The 20,260-nt window shown below is 71.3% G+C and carries 18 protein-coding genes; 13 read left to right on the top strand and 5 right to left on the bottom strand.

The genetic code is table 11. The features are described from left to right. Positions 1 to 1,662: polynucleotide adenylyltransferase PcnB (pcnB, locus tag D7X12_RS24415; protein WP_439329392.1), on the top strand; the 1,662-nt coding region annotated here is incomplete at its 5' end. A 27-nt stretch (positions 1,663 to 1,689) separates the two neighbouring features. On the opposite strand, the gene dinB is transcribed toward pcnB, so the two are convergent. Further along, positions 1,690 to 2,910: a DNA polymerase IV gene (dinB, locus tag D7X12_RS24410; RefSeq protein WP_120627679.1), complete on the bottom strand. Its 1,221-nt coding sequence runs from the start codon at positions 2,908 to 2,910 to the stop codon at positions 1,690 to 1,692. Positions 2,911 to 2,951: 41 nt separating this feature from the next. On the opposite strand from dinB, the gene D7X12_RS24405 reads away from it, so the two are divergent. Beyond that, the gene (locus tag D7X12_RS24405) at positions 2,952 to 3,365 is read left to right on the top strand and encodes a secondary thiamine-phosphate synthase enzyme YjbQ (protein ID WP_120627678.1); all 414 of its coding nucleotides are present in this window, start codon (positions 2,952 to 2,954) and stop codon (positions 3,363 to 3,365) included. On the opposite strand, the gene D7X12_RS24400 is transcribed toward D7X12_RS24405, so the two are convergent. Continuing rightward, the gene (locus D7X12_RS24400) at positions 3,346 to 4,350 is read right to left on the bottom strand and encodes an RluA family pseudouridine synthase (RefSeq protein ID WP_120627677.1); all 1,005 of its coding nucleotides are present in this window, start codon (positions 4,348 to 4,350) and stop codon (positions 3,346 to 3,348) included. The two genes, D7X12_RS24405 and D7X12_RS24400, sit on opposite strands and share 20 nt — an antisense overlap. After that, on the bottom strand, positions 4,347 to 5,471 hold the full coding sequence (locus D7X12_RS24395) for a serine/threonine-protein kinase (RefSeq protein ID WP_120627676.1): 1,125 nt from the start codon (positions 5,469 to 5,471) through the stop codon (positions 4,347 to 4,349). Before D7X12_RS24395 ends, D7X12_RS24400 begins: the two co-directional genes overlap by 4 nt. Positions 5,472 to 5,599: 128 nt before the next feature. Between D7X12_RS24395 and D7X12_RS24390 the strand changes: the two genes are divergently transcribed. Beyond that, positions 5,600 to 7,486: a serine/threonine protein kinase gene (locus D7X12_RS24390; RefSeq protein ID WP_120627675.1), complete on the top strand. Its 1,887-nt coding sequence runs from the start codon at positions 5,600 to 5,602 to the stop codon at positions 7,484 to 7,486. A 60-nt stretch (positions 7,487 to 7,546) separates the two neighbouring features. On the opposite strand, the gene D7X12_RS24385 is transcribed toward D7X12_RS24390, so the two are convergent. Then, entirely contained in the window at positions 7,547 to 9,553 is a 2,007-nt protein-coding gene (locus D7X12_RS24385; protein ID WP_120627674.1) for a DUF4215 domain-containing cysteine-rich repeat protein, read from the bottom strand. Beyond that, positions 9,550 to 10,392 carry a tetratricopeptide repeat protein gene (locus D7X12_RS24380; RefSeq protein WP_120627673.1) on the bottom strand — a complete coding sequence of 281 codons (843 nt, stop codon included), beginning with the start codon at positions 10,390 to 10,392 and terminating at the stop codon, positions 9,550 to 9,552. Before D7X12_RS24380 ends, D7X12_RS24385 begins: the two co-directional genes overlap by 4 nt. A 137-nt stretch (positions 10,393 to 10,529) precedes the next feature. On the opposite strand from D7X12_RS24380, the gene uppS reads away from it, so the two are divergent. The 10 genes from uppS to D7X12_RS24325 all read left to right on the top strand — a co-directional run. Continuing rightward, positions 10,530 to 11,324 carry a polyprenyl diphosphate synthase gene (gene uppS / locus D7X12_RS24375; RefSeq protein WP_120627681.1) on the top strand — a complete coding sequence of 265 codons (795 nt, stop codon included), beginning with the start codon at positions 10,530 to 10,532 and terminating at the stop codon, positions 11,322 to 11,324. Then, positions 11,321 to 12,151 carry a phosphatidate cytidylyltransferase gene (locus D7X12_RS24370; RefSeq protein WP_120627672.1) on the top strand — a complete coding sequence of 277 codons (831 nt, stop codon included), beginning with the start codon at positions 11,321 to 11,323 and terminating at the stop codon, positions 12,149 to 12,151. Before uppS ends, D7X12_RS24370 begins: the two co-directional genes overlap by 4 nt. Before the next feature lie 84 nt (positions 12,152 to 12,235). Continuing rightward, positions 12,236 to 13,867 (top strand): RIP metalloprotease RseP, encoded by a 1,632-nt coding sequence (gene rseP / locus D7X12_RS24365; protein WP_120627671.1) that lies wholly within the window; start codon positions 12,236 to 12,238, stop codon positions 13,865 to 13,867. 12 nt (positions 13,868 to 13,879) lie between these two features. Then, entirely contained in the window at positions 13,880 to 14,365 is a 486-nt protein-coding gene (locus D7X12_RS24360; RefSeq protein ID WP_120627680.1) for a septal ring lytic transglycosylase RlpA family protein, read from the top strand. A gap of 34 nt (positions 14,366 to 14,399) precedes the next feature. Further along, positions 14,400 to 15,143 carry a tRNA (adenosine(37)-N6)-threonylcarbamoyltransferase complex dimerization subunit type 1 TsaB gene (tsaB, locus tag D7X12_RS24355; protein ID WP_120627670.1) on the top strand — a complete coding sequence of 248 codons (744 nt, stop codon included), beginning with the start codon at positions 14,400 to 14,402 and terminating at the stop codon, positions 15,141 to 15,143. Positions 15,144 to 15,183: 40 nt separating this feature from the next. Beyond that, positions 15,184 to 16,215 carry an aspartate-semialdehyde dehydrogenase gene (locus tag D7X12_RS24350; protein ID WP_120627669.1) on the top strand — a complete coding sequence of 344 codons (1,032 nt, stop codon included), beginning with the start codon at positions 15,184 to 15,186 and terminating at the stop codon, positions 16,213 to 16,215. Between the two features lie 127 nt (positions 16,216 to 16,342). After that, positions 16,343 to 17,380: an MXAN_2561 family MXYO-CTERM-anchored protein gene (locus tag D7X12_RS24340; RefSeq protein ID WP_147443790.1), complete on the top strand. Its 1,038-nt coding sequence runs from the start codon at positions 16,343 to 16,345 to the stop codon at positions 17,378 to 17,380. Then, complete coding sequence (locus D7X12_RS24335; protein WP_120627666.1) at positions 17,377 to 18,096, top strand: MXAN_2562 family outer membrane beta-barrel protein; 720 nt, start codon at positions 17,377 to 17,379, stop codon at positions 18,094 to 18,096. The genes D7X12_RS24340 and D7X12_RS24335 overlap by 4 nt, the downstream gene beginning before the upstream one ends. A gap of 11 nt (positions 18,097 to 18,107) precedes the next feature. Further along, complete coding sequence (locus D7X12_RS24330; protein WP_120627665.1) at positions 18,108 to 19,919, top strand: PKD domain-containing protein; 1,812 nt, start codon at positions 18,108 to 18,110, stop codon at positions 19,917 to 19,919. 27 nt (positions 19,920 to 19,946) lie between these two features. Continuing rightward, positions 19,947 to 20,260 (top strand): MoaD/ThiS family protein (locus tag D7X12_RS24325; protein WP_147443789.1); only part of this gene is annotated, 314 nt, incomplete at its 3' end.

Genomic DNA, 20,260 nt, shown 5'->3' with positions numbered 1-20,260 from the left:
CCGCCCCCCGCCCGGCCCTCCGAGGCCCCCGCCGACGAAGGCGCCGTGTCCGCCTTCTCCGCGGACGCCGCGGACGTCGGAGACGACGAAGGGTTCGACGACGATGACGACACCGAGGACGCCGGCCCGGCCGACCCCGAGGTGAGCGACGAAATCCGGCGTGCCACCGAGGCCCTGAAGGCCGCGGAGGCCGAGGACGCCCAGGCCGCCGCCGAAGCCGGTGACGAGGCGGAGGAGCCCGAGGCCGTCATCCTGGAGCCGGAGCCGGAGCCCGCGGCGAACGAGCCGGAGCTGCAGGCGCCCACCACCACGCGCACCGGCGAGCCCGCCGAAATCGACCCGGACGAGATGGACCCGGACGCGCTCAAGGTGGTGCTGCGGCTGCACCAGCACGGGCACCAGGCGTACCTGGTGGGCGGCTGCGTGCGCGACCTGCTCCTGGGCAAGAAGCCCAAGGACTTCGACGTCGCGACGAGCGCCCACCCGGGCGAGGTGCGCGCCGTCTTCCGCAACTGCCGGCTGATTGGACGGCGCTTCCGGCTGGCGCACGTCTACTTCAAGGGCGGGAAGATCGTGGAGGTGTCCACCTTCCGCGCGAACCCGTCGGAGCTGGAGCCGCCCCCGGGCGCGTCCACGGAGGAGCCGTCCGGCGAGGACCTGCTCATCACGCACGACAACGTCTTCGGCACCGCGCAGCAGGACGCGCGCCGCCGCGACTTCACCATCAACGGCCTGTTCTACGACGCCGCGGAAGGTCGGGTCATCGACTACGTGCGCGGCCGGCGTGACCTGGACGAGCGGTTCATCCGGACCATTGGCGACCCGGAGATCCGCATGCGCGAGGACCCGGTGCGCATCCTGCGCGCGGTGCGCTTCGCGGCGAAGCTGGACCTGGACATCGAGTCGCGCACCTACGCGGCGATGGAGGGCGCGGTGGAGGACCTGCCGCGCTGCGCGCCCGCGCGCCTGCTGGAGGAGACCTTCCGGCTCATCCGCACCGGCAGGTCCGCCCCGGCGCTGAAGCTGCTCGCGGCGCTGGACGCGCTGAAGCTGCTGCTGCCCCCGGTGGACGCGTACCTGCGGGAGAACGGCAAGGAAGGGGAGAAGACCTTCTATGCCTTCGCCGAAGCGCTGGACAAGCGCGTGTCCGCGGGCGAGGTGCTGGACGACGCCATCCTGCTGGCGACGCTGCTCGTGCCCATTGGCCGCACGGAGCCGGCGGAGGAGTCCCAGGACGAGTCGCGCGCGTCCGTCGCGCACGTCATCGAGGACCTGCTCGCGGGCTTCGTGGAGGCCGCCCGGCTGCCGCGCCGCATCGCCGAGCGCTGCCGCATGCTGCTGATGATGCAGCGCACGCTGTCCGGAGAGCGCCGCAAGAAGGCCGGTGCCTTCCGCCGCCACCCGCTCTTCAACGAGGCGCTGGCCGTCTTCGCGATGACGGTGGAGGCCACGGGTGAGGGCCGCGAGGCGCTGGAGGCCTGGCAGGCCGGAGAGGTGCCCCCGGCGCGCGCGAGCGCGAATGGCGGCGGGGACACGGATGGGCCCCGCAAGAAGCGCCGTCGCCGTCGTCGCCGTCGCACCGGCGGTGGCAGCAGCGAGGGCAGCGGTTCGGGCGCCGAGCGTCCGGCATCGTCCTCCGGCTCCGACGCGGGCGAGGGGTAGTCCTTCGGGACGCAGGGCCGGAGTGCTTCAGCGCTTCGGCTTCTCCACGGGCTTCAGCCGCTCCACCGGACGCTCGGAGCGCGGGTCGTCATCGTCCGGCGCCTCCGCCCCCACGATGTCCGCCATGGTGATGGCCTTGCTGCCGAAGCGGGCCGCGATGCGGTCCATCGCCTCGTTCAGCTTCGAGGCCCGGGGCGCCGCCGCGGGGAACAGCCCGAGCTGCGCCTCGTCCTCGTCCAGTTGCACGCTGACGCCCGTGAGCCGCAGCGCCTTGCCCTCGTGCGCGCGCTCCAGCAGCTCCAGCGCCGCGCGGTAGAGCACCTGCCCGTCATCCGTCGGCTCGCGCAGCGTGGTGCGCCGGGTGATGAGCGTGAAGTCCGCGAACTTCAGCTTGAGCTGCACCACGCGGCCCTTGAGCGACGCCCTGCGCAGCCGCCGCGCCACCCGCAGCGCCTGCGCGTGCACGTGTGGCTTGAGCGTCTCCAGGCCCGTCAGGTCCTCCTCGAACGTGTCCTCCGCGCCCACGCTCTTGGCGGCCCGGTCCGGCACCACGTCCCGCGCGTCGATGCCGTGCGACAGCTCCCACAGGTGCCTGCCGCTGGAGCCGAAGCGCTCCTCCAGCCACCCCAGCTCCCGCGCCGCCACGTCCCCGATGGTCGTGAGCCCCGCGCGCTTCATCGCCTCTTCCGTCTTGGGCCCCACGCCCCACAGCCGCGACACCGGCAGCCCCGCGAGAAAGGCCACCGTCTCCTCGGGCCGCACCTCGCGCTGGCCGTTGGGCTTGGCCAGGTCGGACGCAATCTTCGCCACGAACTTCGCCGTGGCGATGCCCGCGGACGCCGGCAGGTTCAGCTCGTGGGCAATCTCCTTGCGGATCCGCCGCGCGATGTCCGCCGCCGCGCCGAACAGCCCCACCGACGCCGTCACGTCCAGGAACGCCTCGTCCAGCGACAGCGGCTCGATCAGCGGTGTGTAGCGCTCGAAGATGGCGAACACCTGTTCGCTCGCCTCCGCGTAGGCGGAGAAGCGGGGCTTCACCACCAGCGCGTGCGGCGCCTGCTTCATGGCCCGCGCCATGGGCATCGCGCTCTTCACCCCGAAGGGCCGCACTTCGTAGGACGCGGCCACCACCACGCCGCGCTGTGCATGCCCGCCAACGATGACGGGCTTGCCCCTGAGGGACGGGTTGTCGCGCTGTTCGACGGACGCGTAGAACGCGTCCATGTCCACGTGGAGGATGGCTCGCATGGCGTGAGTCACTCTAGTGGCCCCCTCTGACAGTGCGGCCCATGAAGACCCTCACCGAATACCTCTGGTTCGAGACGAAGTCCCGGCGTGAGCTGGTGCGCCTCACCGACACCGTGGCGGCGCTCCTGAAGAAGAGCGGCATCCAGGAGGGCATGGTGCTGGTGTCCGCCATGCACATCACCGCGGGCGTCTTCGTCAACGACGACGAGCCCGGCCTCCACGAGGACATCTGGGAGTGGCTCCAGCACCTCGCACCCTCCGGGCCCGACTACCGCCACCACCGCACCGGCGAGGACAACGGGGACGCGCACTTGAAGTCCATGCTCGTCCACCACCAGGTCCTGATTCCCGTCACCGCCGGCAAGCTGGACCTGGGCCCCTGGCAGCAGGTGTTCTACGCGGAGTTCGACGGCCAGCGCCGCAAGCGCGTCATCGTCAAGGTGATGGGCCAGTAGCTCCGGACGCCGCCCCGGGCGCCGCTCCGAGTGCCGCACCCTCCGGCGCCGTCTCCGGCAGCGTCAGGCCGTGCCGCCCAAGCTCCGCCACCAGGTCCTGGGGCAGCGGGCTCTGCACGCGCACGGGCTCCTTCGTGACGGGGTGGGGCAGGGTGAGCGAGCGGGCGTGCAGGAAGAAGCGGCCCAGCTCCGGCGCCTCGCGGCCTCCGTAGAGCGCGTCCCCCACGAGCGGCGCACCCACGCCGGCCAGGTGCGCGCGCACCTGGTGCAGCACGCCAGTGAGGATGCGCACCTCCACGAGGCTGTAGTCCTGCGCACGCGCGAGCACGCGGAAGTGGGACACCGCCTCGCGGGCGTCCTCGGCGCCATGGGGCGCGGGCTCCACGCGGTCCGGGTGGCGCGGGTGGTGGCGCAGGGGCACGTCCACCTCGCCCTCGTCCGCGAGCGGTCCCGTCACCAGGGCGATGTAGCGCTTGTCCACGGCGCGGCCGCTGAAGGCCTCGCGCACGGAGGTCCAGGCCTCGCGCGTGCGGGCCGCGGCCAGCACCCCGGACGTCTCCACGTCCAGGCGGTGGCACAGGCCGCCCTCGCGCGGGTCCTGGGACGCCTGCGCGCACTCGGGGTAGCGCGCCACCAGGGCGTTGGCCACCGTGCCCGTCTCACCCGGCTGCAGCGGGTGCGAGGGCCGGCCGGCGGGCTTGTCCACGAAGATGAGCGAGGCGTCCTCGTGGAGGATGACGAGCGGGAAGTCCGCGTCGGGCACGGCCTCGCGCGTCGTCTCCTCCACCGTCACGGAGATCTGCTGGCCTCCGGCCACCATCAGGCCCTTCTTCGCGGGGCGGCCATTCACGCGCACCTGTCCCTCGTCGAAGAGGCGCTTCATGCGCGCGCGGGACAGGCCCAGGGCCTCTCCCACGAACAGGTCCACGCGCTGGCCCGCCTTGTCGGCGGCCACGGTGAGGGTGTGCGTCGTCGCGGTGCTCACTCGGAGAGGGCCTCGTAGACTTCCTCGGCCGTCTGGAACCGGTCGTCCGGCTCCTTGCGGATGAGGCGATGGGCCACCCGTGCGAGCTGCGGGTCGCCATGCAGGTTGAGCGCGAGCAGTGGCGGTGCCTCCGTCTCCAGCACCTGGCGCCACAGCTCGTGCGGCGTTTTCGCGTCGAACGGCGGACGCCCGCTCATCAGCTCGTACAGGATGACGCCCAGGCTGTACAGGTCCGAGCGCCCATCCAGCGGCTCTCCCAGAATCTGCTCCGGGGCCATGTAGCGGTACGTGCCCACGAGCTTGCCGTCCCCGGTGATGCCCTCGTCGTCGGCGAGGAACTTCGCCAGCCCGAAGTCCATCAGCCGCACCTGCCGGTCGTCGTCCACCATGATGTTGGACGGCTTCAGGTCGCGGTGCACCAGCCCGTGGCCGTGGATGTACGCCAGCGCCTCGCACACCTGGAGCAGCGCGTCCTTCAGCCGGCCCATGCGCTCCGGGCGGTTCAGGTCCGCCAGACGCGGCGGCGCGGTGGGGTGCGCCGTGGCGGACGCCTTGCGCGCGGGCTCGCGGCGCGGATCCAACGGCACGTCGTCCGAATCCGAGTCGTCACCCGCGCCGCCATGGAAGCTGGCCAGGTCCTCGCTGGGGGCCTCCTCCGCGAAGGCGTTGAGGCCGAACGTCCCGTCGTCGTCATCGTCCACGGCCGAGTCGTCGTACGGGTCCTCGTCCGGGCCGTCCACGCTGCCGAAGTCGTCGTCCTCGGTGCGGCGGATGGACAGGGGGCCGCGCGGCGGGGGCGTGGGAGGGCCGCCGCCGAGGCTCACGTCGAGGTAGTGGCGCAGGGTGAGCCCTTCGATGAACTCCATGGCCAGGTACGGCCAGCCCTCGTGGACGCCGGCCTCGAAGACCTTCACCACGTTGGGGTGGGACAGGTCCGCCAGGGTCTCGAATTCGCGCACGAGTCTGCGGGCCGCGCGGTCGTCCAGCGACGGACCCGTCGACAGGAGCTTCAGCGCGACCTCGTCGTTGGTGCGGCGGTCCAGGGCCCGATACACGGTCCCGGCCCCGCCACTGCCGAGCGTCTCCAACACGCGGTAGGGACCAATGGCCTTGGGGGGCATGGGGACGCGGATCCTACGGAGCACGTCACGTCACGGTCAAACAGGTGGTGACACCTTGCGCACCGGCGAACGCTCGACCCTCAAGGTCGTTTCACTTTTCCGGAAAACCGTGGGAAAGCTCCCACTCAATGCAACTGGGGAAGTACCAGCTCGTTCGGAAGCTCGCCTCGGGGGGGATGGCGGAGGTGTTCCTGGTGAAGGCCGCCGGGCCCCGGGGCTTCGAGAAGACGCTCGTACTCAAGCGCATCCTGCCGCACCTGGCGGAGGACGAGGCGTTCGTGGAGATGTTCCTGGGCGAGGCGAAGCTGGCCGCCCAGCTGGACCACCCGAACGTGGTGCAGATCTTCGACTTCGGCGAGGCCGACGGCAGCTACTTCCTGGCGATGGAGTACATCGACGGGCCCACGCTGCGCCGGCTCATCAAGCAGTCGGTCGCGCAGCAGGCCCCGTTGCCGGTGGCCGTGTGCGCGAAGCTGGTGGCCTCGGCGGCGGAGGGGCTGGCGTTCGCGCACGAGCTGACGGACCCGGAGACGGGGGCGCTGCTGGGGCTCATCCACCGGGACATCAGCCCGGAGAACATCCTGGTGTCCCGGCAGGGCGCGGTGAAGGTGGTGGACTTCGGCATCGCGAAGGTGGCGGGGCAGAGCCACCGCACACAGACGGGCGTGGTGAAGGGCAAGGTGGCGTACATGCCACCGGAGCAGCTCCAGGCGAAGGCCATGGATGCGCGCGTGGACGTGTACGCGCTGGGGATGGTGCTCTACGAGCTGCTCACCGGCCGGCGGCCCTTCGAGGCGACGACGGACGTGAGCATGATGCAGGCCATCCTCTTCGAGCCCTTCGTGCCCGCGGTGGAGCGCCGGGCCGACCTGCCGGTGGCGATGCAGCGCATCCTGGAGAAGGCGCTCGCGAAGGACCGGGAGCAGCGCTATCCGGACTGCCGCGCGTTCCAGTCGGACCTGGAGCGGTTCGTGCTGTCGCTGGGCGAACCGGTGGGCGCGTATCAGATTGCCCGGCTGGTGGCGCAGGTGGCCGAAGGCGGCGCGGTGGTGCCCACGCCCGTGCGCGTGGAGTCGAAGGGCCGGGAGCCGGCGGCGCCGGTCGTGGAGGAGAAGGCGCCGTCCCGTCCAGTGGAGCCGCGAGCCGTGGAGCGCCTGACGACGCCCGTTCGTGGGGGCGCTGCGGCGCGACAGGGCCCGGAGGACGGGCGCTCCATGGCGGCTCCGGCGCAGACGGCGTCGGGGGCGGATGAGGTGCCATCGGGCATGCTCGACGCGGCGACGGATCCCGCCACGCCTTCCGCGGGCAGCCTCCTGGCCGAGGCCCTCGCGTCGCCGCGACCCGTGCGGAAGTCGCCAGCGCCGGTCTCGCCCGCGCCCGTGCCGGTGGCGCCCGTGCAGGAGCAGGGGCGCGGCTCACGTCGAGGGGTGGTGGTGGCTTCGGTCGTGGCCCTGGGCGTGCTTGCGTCCGTGGGGGGATGGATGTTCCTGGGGCGCGGCGAGCAGGCCGTGACGCCCGAGGTCCCGTCCTCTCCCGTGGTCACGAAGAACACTGTTCCCGCGAAGCCGCCGGAACCGCCTGCCCCTGAGGTGCGCCCGGCGTCAGTGGTGGCGGTGCCCGTCGTGGCGCAAGCGGTGGACGCGGGCACGCGGGCCGTGGTCGTGGCCGAGCCCGGTCCCGTGCCTGCGGTCACCGGTGCGCCGGTCGATGCGGGCGTGGCCACGGTGGCCGCTGGACCCGCACAGACCAAGGTCCCTCCGCGTCGCCCGCCGGTCTCGACCTCGCGTCGCAACGACCTGCCCAAGGGCAAGCTGGAGTTCCGGATCCGCCCGTACGCGAGCGTGTACCTGGATGGGAAGAGCCTCGGGCAGACACCCTTCGCGGCTGTGGAGGCCACGGAGGGTTCGCATCAGGTGCGGGTCGTGAACAAGGACCTGGGCAAGGACGTGACGCGCACCTTCGTGGTGAAGGCGGGGCAGGACAACGTCTTCAAGCTAAACCTGCTGACGGAGTGACAGTGCGAGCGGAGGTGCTCCCCAGCGCCCGCAGGCACTGGGGAGGGCCCCCCTCTGACATCAAGGTCCGGTGCAGACCCTGGCGCTTCCGCACACCAGCTCGCGGTCACAGTCCTGGTTGCCGACGCACTCAGCGCCTTGCGGACAGTCGTAACCGCCGCCGCCCTTCATCCCATTCACCTTGAAGTACACATCCGCGACCGTCTCCGTCATGGCCTGGTTGCCGATGGAGCCCTTCAGCTTATGCGTGAGGTCCACGATGCTCGCCCCCGAGAGGACCGAGGCCTGGATCTCGAACGGAGCCGGCACCGCGTTGATGGCGGTCTGGATGACCAGGGCAATCTGCGCCTGGGTTCCGTTCGAGACGAAGACCGGCCGGTGGGCGGGGTTCTTGAGGCCGCCATTCTTGTCGATCTCGAAGGTGACGGGCGGGTTGATGCCGTCGCTGAGGGTGAAGGTCTCCTCGTCCTTTAGACCCGAGCCTACCGGGGGCGTGATGGTGCCCGTGGCCTCCTTGAGCGTCAGCAACTTGCAATCGGCGCTGCAGGAGCCGCAGGCCAGGCTGTTGCCGTCGTCGCAGGCTTCGTTCGCCGGGTTTGGATCCTTGATGCCATCCCCGCAGACGTTGCCCTGGAGGTCGAGGACGGTCTGGCAGTCGCTACTGCACCTCTGGCAGCTCGCGGTGCCGTAGGGGCACGTAACCTCGGTGACGGTGTTGCCGTCATCGCAGGCCTCGTAGGCCAGGTCCCTCACGCCATCCCCGCAGAAGTTGCCCTGGAGTGACAGGACCGCCTGGCAGTCGGCACGGCATGCCTGGCAGTTCGAGGTGCCGTAGGCGCACGACACTTCCGTGGTGGTGTTGCCGTCGTCGCAGGTCTCGGTTGCGGCGTCCCTCCTGCTATCCCCGCAGTAGCTGCCCTGGAGTTCGAGGACGGCCTTGCAGTCGCTGCTGCACCTCTGGCAGTTCGCGGTGCCGTAGGCGCAGGACACTTCCGTGGTGGTGTTGCCGTCGTCACAGACTTCGTTCGCCGGGTTCGGGTCCACCTTGGTGTCGCCGCAGACGTTGCCAAAGCGCGTCAGGCTCTCCTTGCAGTCGAACCGGCACACCCTGCAACTCGAGGTGCCGTAGGGGCAGGTGTCTTCGGTGGTGGTGTTGCCGTCGTCACAGAACTCGTTGGTGGTGTCCAGCCGGGTGTCGCCGCAAAAGCTGCCCTGGAGGTTGAGGACGACCTTGCAGTCGTTGCTGCACTGCTGGCAGCTCGCGGTGCCGTAGGGGCACGTGACCTCGGTGACGGTGTTGCCGTCATCGCAGGACTCGTTCGCCGGATTGGAGTCCTTCGCGCCATCTCCGCAGACGTTGCCTGGGACTGTCAGGACCGCCTTGCAATCGGCCTGGCACACCTGGCAATCCGCAGGGCCGGAGGGGCACACGGTCTCGTTACGGGTGTTGCCGTCGTCGCAGACTTCTCCCTTGGAGGGGTCGGTGACGAAGTTGCCGCACGTCTCATCGGACTTGCAGTCCGCGCTACAGCCGTCGCCGCTCACGGTGTTGCCGTCGTCGCAGCGCTCCTCTCGGGTGGAGTCGGTGTAGCCATCGCCACACACCTCGCGGGAGAGGCAGTCCGCGCTACAGCCGTCGTTGCTCGCGGTGTTGCCGTCGTCGCACTTCTCGCCCACTTCCTCGTCCACGGTACCGTTGCCGCACACCTCGCTGGACAGGCAGTCGCCGCTGCACTTGTCCCCGGTGACGGTGTTGCCGTCGTCGCACTTCTCGCCTCGGGCGATGTCCACGATGCGGTTGCCGCACACCTCGCTGGAGTCGCAGGCGCGGCTGCAGCCATCGCCGTCGACGATGTTTCCGTCGTCGCAGGCCTCGCTGGACTGGACGATGCTGTCGCCACAGTCCTTCTCGATGCAGACATCCTGGTTCGCGGCGCACTTCCATCCCTCGGGGCAGTTGAGGTCCCGTCCCTTGCAAAGCCGCTCCAGCAAGACCTGCTCGTTGCTCGGGACGGTGCACCCCACGCCCAGCCCGAGGACCAGCACCACCGCGACCCACGCCCTCACGGCGTCCCCTCCGCCACCTTGGACTCACCGTTCAGGAAGTACGCGGTGACCGCGCCCGCCGCCGCGGCGACCGCCGTGCCAATCAGCACGTTCGCCACCCGCGCCTGGCCGCGCGCGTCTTCCAGGTGCCCGTTCACGTCGGACGACAGCTCCGCCTCCCGCGCGGAGCTCACGTTGCCGCGTGACTGGAGCCCGAACACGGTCCCCACGCCGCCCGCCGCCACGCCCGTGCCCAGGAGCACCCACGACAGGGTCGGCACCTTGCGCGACGACTCCCGCACCCCCGCCTTCAGGTCCACCCCGGGCGCAGGCTCCGGCGCCGTCGCGACCACCGTCGGCGGCGTCAGCGCGGGCGGCGCCTCCACCGTCGGTTGCACCGGCGCATCCTTCGGCGCCGGACGCGCGAGGGCGGGACGGTCGCGCTGCACCGCCTGGCGCACCGACTCGAAGTCGCTCTCCACCTTGGGCGAAACCTTCACCGGCAGCGGCGCGTCAGGCGTCCGCATCAGGCCCGCCCGGAAGGAGGCCAGCGCCTCCTCGCGCCTGCCCAGGTCCGCCAGCACGATGCCTTCGAAGATGGCCGCCGACGCCCGCTCCCCGTCCTCACGCGCCAGCCGCTTCGCCCGGGTCACCGCCGCCAGGGCCTGCTCGTACTCCAGGTCGTCATAGAGCCGGGCCGTCTCCGCCATCGCCGCCTGGAAGTAGCTCCCGTGGGTGACGGAGGACTTCGCCGCCCCAGGCCCGCCCGCCTGCCCGAACGCCGGCCCCGCCCCCATCAGACACAGGCTCAGCAGCCCACCGAGCGTCCGGAAGGAGGGGAAGACAAGGAGAGTTTTCATGGAAGGCCACTCTATCCGGGCTCTGTCCCTTCATGAACCGTTCAACCCGGGCAGGCGACCGGCCAGCGGGGGAGGGGGACCGGCCGGCCACGCGCCCGTGGACGCGACGCGGCGCCACCGCTAGGGTGCGCGGCTTCATGGATCGCCCCACCGTGCTGCCCACTCCCCTCGAGGTCCAGGTCAAGGCCCGGCCACTCCCGCGCCACGTGGGCATCATCATGGATGGCAACGGGCGGTGGGCCGAACTGCGGGGCCAGCCGCGCCTGGAGGGCCACCGCGAGGGCAGTGTGAGTGTCCGCGAGGTGACGCGCACCGCCCGCCGGGTGGGCGTACAGGCCCTCACCCTCTACGCCTTCTCCTCCCAGAACTGGGCCCGCCCCGCCGAAGAGGTCGCCGGGCTGATGGACCTGCTGCGCGAATATCTGGAGTCCGAGCGCGCGGAGATCCTGGACAACGGCATCCGCCTCAACGCCATTGGCGAGGTGGAGAAGCTGCCCCGCTTCGTGAAGGAGCCGCTGGAGCGGCTGATGGCCGACTCCGCCCACAACACCGGGATGGTCCTCACCCTGGCCCTGTCCTACGGCGGCCGCGAGGAGCTGCTGCGCGCCGCGCGCTCCCTCGCCGAGTCCGTGGCCCGGGGAGAGCTGGACCCCGCGCGCCTGGAGGCACACGACCTGGAGTCGCGGCTGTGGACCTTCGGGCTGCCCCCGGTGGACCTGGTGGTGCGCACCAGCGGCGAGCTGCGGATCTCCAACTTCCTGCTCTGGCAACTGGCGTACGCCGAGCTGTGCTTCACCGACGCCCTGTGGCCCGACTTCCGCACCGAAGAGTTCCTGCGCTGCCTGTCGCAGTTCCAGGGCCGTGAGCGCCGCTTCGGTCTGACGTCCGCCCAGGTGAACCGGGACGACACACCCCAGCGGGCCAAGGCGTGAACGAGAAGAACAAGAACCTCCTCATCCGGATTGTCACCGGCCTCACCCTGCTCCCGCTGGTGCTCCTGCTGCTGTTCCTGGGCGGGTGGTACAGCGCGGTGCTGCTCGGCGCCGCCGCGGCCGTCTGCACCGGCGAGTACTACCTCATCACGCAGAAGCGCCTGGGCGCCGCCGCCTGGGTGGGCATGGCCGCCGCCTTCCTCATGCCGCTCATGCCCCTGCGGGACGCCGCGCGCACGGGCGAGACGGCCTTCTGGGTGACGTCCGTCTTCTTCTTCTTCGCGTGGATCTACAACCTGTTCCGGGGCTCGCTCGCGGAGGCGCCGACCCGTGCCGCGCACCTCGTCACGGGCTTCCTCTACGGCGCCATCGGCCTCACCGCGCTGTCCGCGCTGCGGCTGCTGCCCGACCACGGCCTCGCGTGGGTCATCTGCGCGCTCACCATCACGTGGGCCAACGACACGCTGGCGTACTTCGCGGGGCGCTTCCTCGGGAAGCACAAGCTCTACCCCACGGTGAGCCCGAACAAGACGTGGGAGGGCTTCTTCGGCGGCATGGTCGGCTCGGTGCTGGGCATGTTCGTCGCCCGGGCCTTCTTCTTCCCCGTCTTCACCGTGTGGGACTGTGTGCTGCTGGGCCTCTTCGGCGGTGTGATGGGGCCGGTGGGCGACCTGTGCGAGTCCATGCTCAAGCGCGCCAACGGCGTGAAGGACTCCGGAAAGCTCATTCCCGGACACGGCGGCATCCTGGATCGCATCGACGCGCTCGTGTTCAACGCGCCGCTGGTGTTCGTCTATGTGCAGTTCGTGAGGCACCTGCTGCCGTAAGTGCCCGTTTTCGCGCCTGCCCGTCTGCCGCGCAACCGCTGTTGCGCGTTGTCCGTGCCGGGGGCCGCGATTACTGTTGGGCCCATGCTCCAGAACCTCGGGTTCTTCATCCTCCTGCTGGGCGTGCTCGTCACGGTGCACGAGCTCGGCCACTTCCTCGTGGCCAAGGCCTGTGGGGTGAAGGTCCTCAAGTTCTCCATCGGCTTCGGGCCGAAGATCATCGGCTTCACCAAGGGCGAGACGGAGTACCAGGTGGCCCTGCTGCCCCTGGGCGGCTACGTGAAGATGGCCGGCGACCTGCCCCATGAGGAACTGGCGCCGGAAGAGGCCTCGCGCGGCTTCCTCGCGCAGCCCCCCTGGAAGCGCGGCCTCATCGTGCTGGCGGGGCCGGCCTTCAACCTGGTGTTCCCCATCTTCGTGTACTTCTTCGTCTTCCTGGGCCCCCAGGAGACGCTGTCCACGCGCGTGGGCATGGTGTCGCCGGACATGGCCGCCGCCGCCGCGGGCATCCGCCCCGGAGATCGCATCCTCTCCGTGGAGGGGGAGCCCGTCCGCACCTTCGACGACATGCGCGACGCCTTCGTCGGCAAGTTCGAGCGCCCCGTGGCCGTCACCCTGGAGCGCGACGGCCAGCAGCGCGTGGTGCAGGTGACGCCGGAGCGCAGCTCGGAGGTGTCCCCGGTGGACACCGTCGAGCGCGGGATGATTGGCGTGAGCCCCTATCCGCAGCCCCCCGTGGTGGGCGTGCTCGCGGACTCGGCCGCGGCGAACGCGGGCCTCAAGAGCTTTGACCGGGTGCTGTCCGTCAACGGCGTGCACGTGCAGGACGAGGCGGCCCTCTACCGCGAGGTGGGCAAGGTGCCGGAGGGCTCCCCGCTGGCGCTGAAGGTCGCGCGGCTGGCGCCCATGTCGGTGGGCGTCGTGTCCGGCCGGATGCCGGAGGTGGTGGAGGTGTCGCTGCCGCGTCAGGCCGGTGAGGGCCCGGCGGCGCTGGGCGCGGAGCCGGTGGACCTCTATGTGGCGTCGGTGGCGTCCGGCAGCGTGGCGGAGGGCGCGGGCCTCAAGCCGGGCGACCGCATCGTGGCCATCAACGGCACGCCGCTGAAGTCCTTCAACAAGCTGATGACGGTGCTCAACGGCCTGCAGGCCCAGCCCTTCACGCTGACGTGGCGGGGCGAGCAGGGCGAGCGCACGGAGAAGCTGGCGCAGGCGCCGCTCAAGATGCGCGACGACTACGGTCAGACGAGCTCGCCGCTGGTGTTCGGCGTGCGCGCCTGGAACTTCAGCGGCGCGGACGTGCCGCCGGTGGAGAAGGTGACCATCGACCTGGGCCCGGTGGCCGCCTTCAAGGAGGCCGCGCTCATCGTCCCCAAGATTGTCGGGCAGATGGTGCAGGTGCTGGGCGGGCTGTTGGTGGGCAAGGTGTCACCCAGCACGATTGGCGGCCCCATCATGATGTACCAGCTCGCCGCGAAGACCGCCGAGCAGGGCATGGACAGCTTCCTCAACCTGATGGCCGTCATCTCCATCAACCTGGGCGTGATGAACCTGCTGCCCATCCCGGTGCTGGATGGCTTCCACCTGCTGTCCGCGGCGTGGGAGGGCATCCGCCGCCGCCCCATCCCCGTGCGCGTGCGCGAGGTGGCGAACATGGTGGGCCTGGCGCTGCTCATCCTGCTCATGCTGCTGGCCGTGACGAACGACGTGACCCGCTAGAGAGAGGTGATGATGCGAGGACGGAGCGCACTCCTGCTGTTGGGCCTGGGCATGTTCGCCGGCTGCGCGTCACGCGCGGCGAAGCCCCAGCCTCCGGAGACGAAGCCGGGCGCGGCGAAGGACGAGCCGAAGGTGACCCGCCGGGACAAGATGCCGCGCGCGTACCTGGGCGAGGGCCTGGCGTCCTTCTACGGCCCGGGCCTGCACGGCCGGCCCACCGCGAGCGGGGAGAAGTTCAACCAGAACGCGCTCACCGCCGCGCACCGCACGGAGCGCTTCGGCACCTGCGTGAAGGTGCTGAACATGGAGAACGGCCTCCAGGTGGAGGTGCGCGTCAACGACCGCGGCCCCTTCGTGGACGGTCGCATCATCGACCTGTCGAAGGCCGCCGCGAAGACGCTGGGCATGCTGGACAAGGGCCTGGCGCGCGTGCGGCTCTACCGGTGCGGCGTGCGCGTGTCGGAAGTGCCGCTGGACCCCTGGGCCGTTCCGGCCTGATTCGGCTCGCTGCGAGCCCGACGAAGAAGAAGGGATGTCATCCGTGCTGCTCGCGCTGGACACCTCCACGCTGACGCTGTCGCTCGCCCTGGTGGAACGCCAGGGCGGCGACGTGCGCGCGGTGGAGCACATGGTGGTGCTGCCGCCCCAGAAGCAGAGCGAGGCCCTGCCCGGCGTCGTGGGGGAGCTGCTCGCGCGCCATGGCCTGAAGCTCACCGACCTGGAGGGGCTGGCCGTGGGGCTGGGGCCAGGGTCCTTCACGGGCCTGCGCATCGGGCTCGCCACGGTGAAGGCGCTCGCGTACGCCACCGGCCTGAAGGTGGCCGGCGCGTCGTCGCTGGCGGCGGTGGCGCTGGAGGGGCCGGAGGGCGTGCCGCTGTTCTGCCTCGCCGTCGCGCGCCGGGATGACCTGTACCTGGGGGCCTACCGCCGCACGGGCCACACCGTGGAGGCGCTCGCGCCGGAGACGGCGATGTCGCCGGAAGAAGTCGCCCAACGCATGGCCGCCGAACCCGAGGCCGTCGCGCTGGGGCCCGCCCTGACGGACTACCGGCAGGCGCTGGAGAAGCACGGCGTCGCGCCCCACCGGCTCCTGTCCGGGCCTGCCTACCCGTCCGCGGTGGAGGTGGGCCGGCTGGCGAAGCTTCCGGACGCATACTCCATGCAGGCGCTGTTCGCGCTGGAGCCGCACTACGTCCGGGCCTCGGAGCCGGAGCGCAACCCCAAGTTCCCGCCGCTGCCGGGCCCCGTGCCCACGTCGCGGCTCAAGGAAGACTGACTGCTCGCGCTCGTGGGGGCGGTGGCGTAAAGGACTCGTCATGAGAGAGAACCTTCGGATTGGCGTGGTGGGCGCCACGGGCGTGGTGGGCCGCGAGGTGCTGGCCGCGCTGTACGCGCGCGACGTGCCGATGGAGCAGGTGCAGGCCTTCGGCTCGGAGCGCTCCAAGGGCCTGGAGGTGGAGTACGGCGAGGACACGCTGGAGGTGGAGCTGGCGACGGCGGACGCCTTCAAGGGCCTCCACGTCGTGCTGCTGGCCACGCCGGCGGAGGCCTCCCGCACGCTGGCCCCGGCCGCGCAGGCCGCGGGCGCCTGGGTGGTGGACGCGAGCAACGCCTTCCGGAGCGACGGCAACGTGCCCCTCATCCTGCCGGGCTTCAACACCGAGGCGCTGGGGCCGGGCTTCTCCTTCAAGGGCCGGGTGGTGAGCCTGCCGGGCATCGTCACCAGCGCCACCGTGCACCTGGTGGAGCCGCTGCGCCGCGCGTTCGGCGTGGTGCGCGCGCAGGTGACGGCGCTGATGGGAGCCTCCAGCGCGGGCGTGCGCGGCATCTCCGAATTGGAGAAGCAGACCGCGGACCTGCTGTCCGGCCGCGAGCCGGAGCCGCAGGCCTTCCCCCACCGCGTGGGCTTCAACCTCGTGCCCCAGGTGGGCGGCTTCATGGTGAACTCCCCCTGGACGGAGGAGGAGGGCGGCTGGACGCTGGAGGCCGCGCGCTTGTTCGCCGCCCTGGGCGAGGTGCCCGTGCTGGCCGGCACCGCCGTGCAGGTGCCCACCTTCCACGGCCATGGCCTCAGCGTGAACGTGCAGCTCAAGAAGCCCGCCCCGGTGGAGCAGGTGCGTGCCGCCTTGAAGACGTCCCCCGCCCTCAAGGTGCTGGATGCCCCCGGCGAGCGCATCTACCCCATGCCCATGCTGGTGATGAGCGACCCGGCCGTCCACGTGGGCCGGGTGCGCGCCTTCCCCCAGGCCCCGGAGTGGGTGACCCTCTTCGCCTCGGTGGACAACGCCGGTCGGGCCGCCTCCCACCTGGTGGACGCCGGCCTCAAGCTCTCCGAGCGCCCCTCCTGACAATTTGGCAGAGCCCCTGGGGGCGCCGTGTCTGTTTGGCGCGCGAACCCGGGGGTTTTCCCGCTGAACGGGCCATCCGGCCGGGGCTTGTCGGTGGCCCCGCCCTTGCTAGCCTTCCGCACCATCCATGCGCCTCCCCCTTGCCGCCCTCCTGCTGTTCGCCTCCACGGCCGTGGCCCAGACGACAGGGACCGCGGTGACGTTCACGACGACGTCCACCACCTCGGGAACGACCGTGCTCACGTCCAAGGCGGACTGCGCTACGCCGGTGCGCTTCTCCTGGACCCGCACGGGGAACCTGTGCAGCGGAGGAAGCCTCTTCCTGTTTGTTTCCAGGTCCAGCTGCGGGGCGGAGCCCGGGGTGACGGACCTGAAGCTCGCGACCATCACGGACACGACGGCCTCGGGCACGGTGACCTTCACCGCGCAGGACGTGCTCACGTTGCTGGCGACCCCGACGAACTGCGCGACGCAGGCCAGTGAGATCAGCTTCAACCTGTGCGCGTCCGCGAAGACGTTCGCGAGCGTCTACGACGCGTCCTGCTCGTCGACCTTTTCCAGCGTGGGGACCCCCGCCTTCGTGGTGAAGTACGACCCCCAGGCGCCCACGAAGCCGTCCATCGGGAAGGTCATCGCCAGGGACTCGGCGTTGTCGGTCCAGGTGGACGGCGTGGAGGCGAAGTCCACCGTCGTCGTGGAGGTCACGCCACTGACGACGGCGGACGGTGGGACGCTTGAGGACGCGGGCGCGGATGCCGGTGAGGACGCGGGCGACGTCGACGCGGGCGACGTCGACGCGGGCGACGTCGACGCGGGCGACGTCGACGCGGGTCTGGCGGACGCGGGCACGGTGGTCCCGGCGCCGGTGGGCCCCACGCTCCGCTTCCGCAAGGCGGCCGGGGAGGGGAACGTGGTGGCGGACGGGCTGATCAACGGGGTGACCTACCGGGTCCAGGCCCGGGTCATCGACGAAGCGGGCAACGAAGGTGATTTGTCCGACGCGGCGGAAGGCACGCCCGTCAAGAGCAATGGCTTGTTCGATGCGTATGTGGATGCCGGCGGCCAGGAGCGCGGAGGCTGTGCCGCGACCGGCGGAGGCATCGCAGGCGGCGCGGTGCTTGCCGCGCTGGGCATCTGGTTGTCGTCTCGGAGGAAGGTGTCATGAGCAGCACGGCAGTGGGCCTGGGAGTCGCGGCGCTTCTCTTGACGGTTCCGGCGGTGGCGCAGGAGGTGACCATCCCCACGCGCACCCCGCGCAGTGGCGCGATCATCTTCCGGGGGGGCGGCTACAAGCCGCGCATCGACACGGAGAAGGCCCTCGAGGGCCGGACTCCGTACAAGGACACGTTCGGGGACGCGTCGCTGCTCCTCATCGAGCTGGAGTTCCAGCGCTTCTTCTACCAGGGCATCGGGACGGCGGGCCTGGGCCTGTCGGCCGGCTACGCGGAGAAGTACGGCAACGCGCTGCTGGAGGACGGGACGCAGGCGGCGGACAAGGCGGCGCTGAAGGTGCTGCCCCTGCAGCTCAACGGCTTCTACAAGTTCGACTACGCCGCCTTCAAGTGGGGCGTGCCGCTGGTGCCGTACGGCAAGCTGGGGCTCGTCTATTCGCCGTGGTGGATGACCAAGGGCAGCGCCACCGAGGTGGTGGAGGGCTCCAAGGCCAGCGGCGGCAAGTGGGGCTACGCGGCCACCGCCGGCGTGTCGTTCCTCCTGGACGTGCTGGAGCCGCGCTTCGCGCGCGACTTCGACTCCGACCTGGGCGTGAACCACTCGTACCTCTTCGCCGAGTACACCTACGCGGAAGTGAACAACTTCGGCGGCAACGGCCTGAACCTGGGCAGCCGGCGCTGGATGTTCGGTCTGGCGTTGGATTACTAACGGCAGCGCCCATGGCGTCCCGTCCCCGCGCGCTCCCGTCCTCCCTGCCGCTCCTCCTGCTGACGGTCGCCCTGGCGTGGGGGGCGGCCGGCTGTCACGGCGTGCGGCCCGACCTGGGCCCGGAGCGCACGGTGGAGGCCGGCGTGCCGGAGGCGTTCGGCTCCACGTCCCCGAAGGCTCCTGCCGTCACCTGGGACTTCGGGGACCAGACGCCGCCGCAGACGGCGCCGGGCGTGCGCCACGCGTGGGCCACGGCGGGCCGCTACACGGTGCGCGCGCTGGACGGGGAGAAGGAGCTGGCCCGGGTGGTGCTCACCGTGGTGCCGCGCCCGGTGCTGCGCGCGGTGCCGGCGGATGCGCAGACGGTGCTGTGGGTGCCCCGCCTCCGCGGCAACGTGGAGGGGCTGGTGGACTTCTACGAGCGGCTGGTGGGCGCGCGGAACGCCCGGAGCACGCTGCAGGACGCGCCGCTCGTGCCGCTGCTCCTGCGCAGCCTCACCGGGGGCCCCACGGAGGTGGACCCCGAGGAGGGCTTCGGCTTCTTCCTCGTGCCGGACTTCGACGGCGTGGTGGCGCTCCTGGGCGTGACGGACGCGCGCGCGGCGCTGGCGGCCGTGGCGCGCGAGCTGCGGGTCGCGGGCCACCGGGTGCTGCCCCAGGAGGACGGCAGCGCGCGCGTGGAGCCGGTGGACGGAGGCCTCCCGATGCTGCTGTTCGCGGACCGGGGCTACGTGTACCTCGCGGTGCCGGACTCGCCGGAGGCGCCGGAGCCCGGGGTGCCGGTGAAGGCGCTGGCGGTGGAGTCGCCGGACGTGAACCTCGTGCGCCGCAAGGTGGAGGCCCAGTCGGGGCCGGGCGTGTCGGAGCACGCGGTGCTGTCGGAGCTGCGCGGCAAGGTGCGCGACGGCAGCGTGTTCCTCTTCTCGGCGCCTCCGGCGCTGGAGGCGGACGCGGACCCGGAGGACATGCCGGTGCGGGGCTTCTTCGGCGCGCTGGCGGTGCAGGCGGACCAGGTGGAACTGGACGGCTTCCTGTCGTCCTCGCGGCCGCTGCTGGGCGCGACGCGGGGCCCGGGCTCCGCGCTGCTCGGGCGCGCGGCGGCGGGGCCGGTGGCGGCGGCGCAGCTCTCCGTGCCTCCGGAGGAATTGGCGCGGCTGGTGTTCGGCTCGCCGGGTTCGCCCCGGCGGCAGAAGACGCTGGAGCGCTGGCGCACGCAGGGGCTGGACGCGGAGGCCCTGCTGAAGGCGCTGCGCGGCGACGTGGCGATGCTCGTGTACTTCGACGCGGCGGCCTTCTTCCAGAGCTTCATCCGCGACCAGCGGCCGGCGCCCAAGGGCACGGTGGTGATGGAGGCGGGGCTCACGTCGGTGGCGCCGGTGCTGCAGCTCGTCCAGAAGCAGCTCCAGGACAACGCGCTCGTCTTCCAGAAGGAGGCGCAGGGGAACACCACGCGCTTCCGCACGCGGCTGCTGGAGCAGCCGGTGTCGCTCACGCTCACCCCCGAGCGCGCGACGCTGGAGGCGGGCGAGGTGCTCTCCGGCCGTGAGACGGGCGACGTGGGCGCGACGCTGCGCACGCGCTTCGGCGCCGAGGCGTTCGGGCCGGGGCACCTGTCGCTGATGGTGGACCTGGGCCGGCTGCGCGCGGACCTCGCGAACGCCCGCTCGGTGCCGGGCGTGGGGCAGGGCCAGCTCCTGGCGAGCCAGGTCTTCATCGGGGCGCTGCTGGAGCAGCTCACGCCATTGGAGTACGGCTTCCTCGACTTCGCTCCGGCCGAGGGCGGCGGGCGCCTCCAGGGCCGCGTCGTGCTGCGCGAGCGCTAGGCATCAGAAGGGAAGGGCACCCAGACCATGGCCGTCACCGTGCTGTACTTCGCCGCGGCCCGTGAGCGCGCGGGTGTGTCGCGGGAGTCCCTGGAAGTGCCCGAGGGCGCGCGCGTGTCGGACGTGCTGGCGCTGCTCTCCGCGCGGCACCCGTCCCTGACGCCGCTCCTGCCGCACCTGCGCGTGGCGGTGCAGCAGCAGTTCGTGGGGCTGGACGCGCCGGTGCCGCAGGACGCGGAGGTGGCGCTGATTCCGCCCGTGGCCGGGGGCTCGCCGGGGCTGTTCTCCGTCGTGGACCGGCCGCTCGTGTTGTCGCAGGTGGTGGACGCGGTGGCGGGGGA

This window comes from Corallococcus sicarius, assembly GCF_003611735.1.
Taxonomy (GTDB): Bacteria; Myxococcota; Myxococcia; order Myxococcales; family Myxococcaceae; genus Corallococcus; species Corallococcus sicarius.
The sequence above is the reverse complement of the archived record's forward strand: the minus strand, read 5'-3'. Positions and strand labels throughout refer to the sequence as shown.

Excerpts from the sequence above, each read along its gene's own strand:
- dinB (WP_120627679.1), bottom strand. The coding sequence starts at position 2,910 with ATGCGAGCCATCCTCCACGTGGACATGGACGCGTTCTACGCGTCCGTC.
- D7X12_RS24405 (WP_120627678.1), top strand. The coding sequence starts at position 2,952 with ATGAAGACCCTCACCGAATACCTCTGGTTCGAGACGAAGTCCCGGCGT.
- D7X12_RS24395 (WP_120627676.1), bottom strand. The coding sequence starts at position 5,471 with ATGCCCCCCAAGGCCATTGGTCCCTACCGCGTGTTGGAGACGCTCGGC.
- D7X12_RS24390 (WP_120627675.1), top strand. The coding sequence starts at position 5,600 with ATGCAACTGGGGAAGTACCAGCTCGTTCGGAAGCTCGCCTCGGGGGGG.
- D7X12_RS24380 (WP_120627673.1), bottom strand. The coding sequence starts at position 10,392 with ATGAAAACTCTCCTTGTCTTCCCCTCCTTCCGGACGCTCGGTGGGCTG.
- uppS (WP_120627681.1), top strand. The coding sequence starts at position 10,530 with ATGGATCGCCCCACCGTGCTGCCCACTCCCCTCGAGGTCCAGGTCAAG.
- rseP (WP_120627671.1), top strand. The coding sequence starts at position 12,236 with ATGCTCCAGAACCTCGGGTTCTTCATCCTCCTGCTGGGCGTGCTCGTC.
- D7X12_RS24360 (WP_120627680.1), top strand. The coding sequence starts at position 13,880 with ATGCGAGGACGGAGCGCACTCCTGCTGTTGGGCCTGGGCATGTTCGCC.
- tsaB (WP_120627670.1), top strand. The coding sequence starts at position 14,400 with ATGTCATCCGTGCTGCTCGCGCTGGACACCTCCACGCTGACGCTGTCG.
- D7X12_RS24350 (WP_120627669.1), top strand. The coding sequence starts at position 15,184 with ATGAGAGAGAACCTTCGGATTGGCGTGGTGGGCGCCACGGGCGTGGTG.
- D7X12_RS24340 (WP_147443790.1), top strand. The coding sequence starts at position 16,343 with ATGCGCCTCCCCCTTGCCGCCCTCCTGCTGTTCGCCTCCACGGCCGTG.
- D7X12_RS24335 (WP_120627666.1), top strand. The coding sequence starts at position 17,377 with ATGAGCAGCACGGCAGTGGGCCTGGGAGTCGCGGCGCTTCTCTTGACG.
- D7X12_RS24330 (WP_120627665.1), top strand. The coding sequence starts at position 18,108 with ATGGCGTCCCGTCCCCGCGCGCTCCCGTCCTCCCTGCCGCTCCTCCTG.